General features: G+C 57.5%; 6 protein-coding genes. 1 reads left to right on the top strand and 5 read right to left on the bottom strand.

Annotated elements, in window-relative coordinates:
* The 4 genes from GX108_04090 to GX108_04075 all read right to left on the bottom strand — a co-directional run.
* A partial coding sequence (locus tag GX108_04090) for a LysM peptidoglycan-binding domain-containing protein (GenBank protein ID NLO56218.1) occupies positions 1-746 on the bottom strand: 746 nt, incomplete at its 3' end.
* 16 nt (positions 747-762) lie between these two features.
* Positions 763-2,136 carry a transcription termination factor Rho gene (locus tag GX108_04085; GenBank protein NLO56217.1) on the bottom strand — a complete coding sequence of 458 codons (1,374 nt, stop codon included), beginning with the start codon at positions 2,134-2,136 and terminating at the stop codon, positions 763-765.
* Complete coding sequence (gene fsa, locus GX108_04080; protein ID NLO56216.1) at positions 2,126-2,785, bottom strand: fructose-6-phosphate aldolase; 660 nt, start codon at positions 2,783-2,785, stop codon at positions 2,126-2,128. The genes GX108_04085 and fsa overlap by 11 nt, the downstream gene beginning before the upstream one ends.
* Positions 2,786-2,824: 39 nt before the next feature.
* A complete protein-coding gene (locus GX108_04075) occupies positions 2,825-3,259 on the bottom strand; it encodes a hypothetical protein (GenBank protein NLO56215.1) in 435 nt (144 codons plus the stop codon).
* A gap of 151 nt (positions 3,260-3,410) precedes the next feature.
* Between GX108_04075 and GX108_04070 the strand changes: the two genes are divergently transcribed.
* Positions 3,411-3,899, top strand: coding sequence for an ECF transporter S component (locus GX108_04070; protein NLO56214.1), 489 nt, complete (start codon positions 3,411-3,413; stop codon positions 3,897-3,899).
* Positions 3,900-4,246: 347 nt separating this feature from the next.
* Here the strand turns inward: GX108_04070 and GX108_04065 are convergent, their stop codons facing one another.
* Positions 4,247-4,624: a GxxExxY protein gene (locus GX108_04065; GenBank protein NLO56213.1), complete on the bottom strand. Its 378-nt coding sequence runs from the start codon at positions 4,622-4,624 to the stop codon at positions 4,247-4,249.
* Positions 4,625-4,700 lie beyond the last annotated feature (76 nt).

The raw sequence follows: 4,700 nt of genomic DNA, 5'->3' as shown, positions 1-4,700 counted from the left end.
GGAATCCTGAGGACGGCGCCAACCCTGAGGTAGTTAGGGTCCTTCATGTTGTTGCATCCGAAGAGGGTGTTTATGTCGAGGTCGAAGGCGTGGGCGATGGACCAAAGGCTGTCGCCCTCCCTTACCGAATACTGCTTCATCTCGAGGTCCCTGTCCACCGTCTTTGAAGCGGCATCGACGGCGACGCGCTTCTCGAACTCCTCCTTCACGGTCACGACGGCGGCCTCGTCCACCGGGATCAGAAGTTCCTGTCCTTCTGATAGTTTGTGGGGGTTCTCGATTTTGTTGACTTCCTGGATAAGTCCCATGGGCACCCCAAAGGACGCCGCTATATCCGAAAGGGTCTCACCGGGTTTGACATAATAATCATTCCAGAGGTTGGGTTCTTCGACGATTTCCTCCTGGGGGGCGGTCTCCGCCTCGGGAAGGGTCTCCTCCAGCACCAGTTCCTTCTCAAAAAGGGAAGGGCCTTCCGGTATGGGGCCTATCCCCAGGGCCACCAGCTCCTCCTCGGGAACTTCCTGGACCAGGGAGTGGGAAACATCCACCACGATGAAACCCGATGGGAGGTCCATGATAGATGAAGCCTTACCGGCGCTTCCCATCAACGACGGGGCTGACACCCCCGATGTGGAAAAAGCGCACGCTGTCAGAAACAGCGCCGCGCTCATCATTGTGCCTATGACAGCCCAGAACCCTACTTTTCCGGAAAATCTCGTGTTTCCTCTCTGTCCCCAACCGTTCATCGACTCAGTGCCCCCCTCACTCTTTGCCCTGCGACAGCTTGATGGTCGCCAGGAACTCGCTGTTGGTGGCCGTGCTCCTCAATTTGCCGAGGATGAGGTTGAGCACCTCGGCCTCGTCGACGTTCGTGATCCTTCTTCTAAGGGTCCAGACCCGCTGCAGTTCGTCGGGGTCCATGAGCATCTCCTCGCGCCTCGTGCCGGAACGGGTGATATCGATGGCGGGGAAGATGCGCTGCTCCGAAAGCTTCCTCGAAAGGTGAACCTCCATGTTGCCGGTCCCCTTGAACTCCTCGTAGATTACCTCGTCCATCCTGCTGCCGGTGTCGATAAGGGCCGTGCCTATTATCGTCAGGCTCCCGCCCTCCTCGATGTTCCGGGCCGCGCCGAAGAACCTCTTGGGGAAGTAAAGCGCAGCCGGGTCCATCCCCCCCGAGAGGGTTTTCCCCGAGGGCGGCACGACCAGGTTGGAGGCCCTGGCGAGCCTGGTGATGGAGTCCAGCAGGAGCACCACGTCCCTGCCGACCTCGACCAGGCGCTTGGCCTTCTCCAACGCCAAGTGGGCGACCCTCATGTGCTCCTCGGCGGGCCGGTCGAAGGTAGAGGCTATGACCTCTCCATCGACGGACCGGGCCATGTCGGTGACCTCCTCGGGACGCTCGTCCACGAGAAGGACCATGAGGATGACGTCATTTTGGTTTGTCGTCACCGCGTTGGCTATATTCTTGAGGACCGTGGTCTTGCCGGCCTTGGGGGGCGAAACGATGAGGGCTCTCTGACCCTTGCCTATGGGGGAGAAGAGGTCAATGACCCTCGTGGTCAGTTCGGAACGCTTGGTCTCGAGCACCAGTCTTTCATCGGGGAAGATAGGGGTGAGTTTCTCGAAGTGGGGCCTTTTCCTGGCCTCTTCCGGGTCGGAATAATTCACGACCTCGACCCGGAGCAGCGCCTCGTAGTGCTCCTGTTCCTTGGGCGGCCTGATGAGGCCCCATACCAGGTCGCCGTTCCGAAGGCCGAAGCGCCTTATCTGAGAAGCCGAAACATAGATGTCGTGATCGCTGGGCAGGAGTCCCCTCGGGCGCAGGAAACCGTAACCCTCGGCCAGCACCTCCAGGGTGCCTCCCCCAAAGCGGAAACCCATCTGCTCGGTCTGTTCCTTGAGTATGGCGATGACGAGATCGTCCTTCCGGAGGGCCGTTATGCCCGTCACCCCGAGCTCCTTGGCGTGCTTCCTGAGGTCGGTCAGGGTCCTGCCGGAGAGGTTGGCAAAGTTGTGCCTCGGACGGGGTATCCTCCTGGTCTCGGTTTCTCCTTCGTCGGCGTTGGCCGCGTTTTCGACCGCGGGAAGGGGTTCAGTCGTGGATTGGGTCTCTGTCGTGCCGTCAGCGTCCATGGTCTTTTCCAAACTCCTCCCAGTCAGCGAGGAACTTTTTTATCCCGCTCTCGGTGAGCGGATGGTCAAAGCACTTTTCAAGAACGGCCAGGGGCACCGTCGCTATGTCCGCCCCGGCGAGGGCGGCCTCGGCGACGTGCCGGGGATGCCTGATGCTGGCCGCGATGATCTCGGTGGTGATATTGTGAATATCGAATAGTTCGGCGATATCGCCGACAAGTCCGATGCCGTCCTCGCCGATATCGTCCAGCCGCCCGACGAAGGGACTGGCATAGGCCGCCCCGGCCGCCGCCGCCAACAGCGCCTGCTGGGGCGAAAAAACAAGGGTGACGTTCACCGCTATGCCTTCACGGGTAAGTTGGGAACAGGCGGTCATCCCGTCCCTGCCCATGGGGATCTTCACGGCCACGTTGGGCGCGACGGCCGCAAGAGCCCGTCCCTCGGCGACCATGCCCTCCGGGTCGAGGGATGTCACCTCGGCGCTCACTGGACCCTCCACCAGGGAGGCTATCTCCCGGATAAGACCGTGGAAATCCCGGCCTCCGCTCTTGGCCACGAGGGAGGGGTTGGTGGTCACACCATCGATGACCCCCCACCAGGCAGCCTTCCGTATCTCTTCGATGTCGGCGCTGTCAAGGAAAAAATGCATAAAATAAGGGCTCCTTTCAAGGAAAAAGAACGGGCTCCATCAGCGGGTGACGGAGAAAGGAATGCGGCGACGCTCTATGCCGTCGCTTTCGATGGCGACGACGTATTCACCAGCGGGGAGTGGGCTCCCGTCCTCGCGGAGAAGGAAAAACGCCTTCGTTCCGCTCGTATCGCCGATCCTCATTGACTCACGGAATATGACCCGGTCCTGGAAACGCCAGACGATATCCATGACACTACCAGGCCTGGGTGCTTCGTAATGGAACTTAAGACACACCTGGCGGCCGCCCCACTGGAAATCGGAAGCCTCGCCGACAGGGCAACTGGAACCGTCGAGTTCGCTGCATACGACGGCGCTGTCAATGCATACGGGCCCCGCAAGGGACCTGTGACCCTGCCACCATGACAGCAGGAAGGCGACAGGTACGGATAACACCAGGATCAAGACAAACAGGGATCTTCCGATCTTCTGCATTATACTCCATGAACCCCGCTAAAAGGCAATACCCGATTTCAGAAACCGGTCCATAAAGGGCCCGTTTTCGTCCCGCGCTGGCTCTATGAACGATACTTTACCATGTCTAGACTATGTGTACAAACAAGCGAGAACCGGAGGCGAGAAGCAAATGGACAAAGACATGGCCAAAAGGGTCGCCCTCGGGGCGGTCCTCGCCGCGATGGTAACGGTCGCGACAATGCTTCACATTCCCATGCCAGGCATGAGGATATACTTCAACCTGGGCGAAGGCGTGCTGTACGTAATCGCCCTTCTGCTGGGATCTCACTTCGGCGGGCTTTGCGGAGGGATAGGCGCCGCCCTGGCGGATGTCCTGCTCGGTTACCCCCTATGGGCACCGCTTACCCTGGTGATAAAAGGAGTCGAGGGTTACGTCGTGGGGAAACTGGCGCCCCGGGGACGGCTTGTGCCCCTGGCTGCCGGCGCCGTCATCATGATAGCCGGCTATACCACCAGCGCTGGAATCCTCTATGGGTGGAAAGTCGCCCCCGTGGAGTTAATCACCGACATAGCCCAGACGGGCATCGGCGCTGCCTTCGCCCTGGTCTTTGTCCCCGTTCTGGAGAAAAGGCTGACCTTGAAGAGAGAAACGAATTAACCAAAACCTTTTCACCACAGGGGATCACAGAGAAGGGCTTTTCTTGGTGAAAATGCAAAACCTAAACCAAAATCTTCCACCGTAGAGGACGCAGACAAAGTGCCCTCGCCGGCGGATCGCCGGGCTAAGGTAGGGCCACAGAGAAGGGCTTTTTGTGAAATGCAAGACCTGGACCCAAAACCAAAGCTTTGCACCGCAGAGGACGCAGAGGACCACAGAGAAAGGCTTTTCTTTGCGAGAACCAAAGACCCGGACCAAAAGCCAAACCTTTTACACCGCAGATCAGGTGCCCGAGCACAGCGAAGGGGTAGAAAAACTATTTTTCAAGAACCCAAGTTGTTCGCTTCTCATGTGTTTATAAATCTACGGATACCATCCTTGATCTTTTGAGCGTTGAAATTAATCAGCAGGCCTACTTTCAAACCATTAAGTTTCAGGTATGTAAGGATTTGAGCCGAATGAATCGGAAGAAGGCGTTCGACTGATTTCAATTCCACCACCACAATGCCTTCCACCAACAAATCCACCCGATAGCCAATATCTATTAATTTACCTTTGTATTTTACCGGGAAGGGAACCTGGGACTGGACACTCAAACCGGAATCAACAAGTTCATATATCAAACATCCCTCATAGGTGCTTTCAAGAAGTCCAGGCCCGAGTTGTTTGTGTACTTCTATGGCCCCCTTTATGATCTGGCCACTGATATTGTTAAGAGTCTCCATGTCCAATCTCCCCATAAAGAATCATCAGAAATGGTTCTAGCAATAACCAGGTTCTTCTCTGCGACCAACCCTTCGC

The organism is Thermovirga sp., assembly GCA_012523215.1.
Classification (GTDB): Bacteria; Synergistota; Synergistia; order Synergistales; family Thermovirgaceae; genus 58-81.
The sequence above is the reverse complement of the archived record's forward strand: the minus strand, read 5'-3'. Positions and strand labels throughout refer to the sequence as shown.

Excerpts from the sequence above, each read along its gene's own strand:
- GX108_04085 (NLO56217.1), bottom strand. The coding sequence starts at position 2,136 with ATGGACGCTGACGGCACGACAGAGACCCAATCCACGACTGAACCCCTT.
- fsa (NLO56216.1), bottom strand. The coding sequence starts at position 2,785 with ATGCATTTTTTCCTTGACAGCGCCGACATCGAAGAGATACGGAAGGCT.
- GX108_04075 (NLO56215.1), bottom strand. The coding sequence starts at position 3,259 with ATGCAGAAGATCGGAAGATCCCTGTTTGTCTTGATCCTGGTGTTATCC.
- GX108_04070 (NLO56214.1), top strand. The coding sequence starts at position 3,411 with ATGGACAAAGACATGGCCAAAAGGGTCGCCCTCGGGGCGGTCCTCGCC.
- GX108_04065 (NLO56213.1), bottom strand. The coding sequence starts at position 4,624 with ATGGAGACTCTTAACAATATCAGTGGCCAGATCATAAAGGGGGCCATA.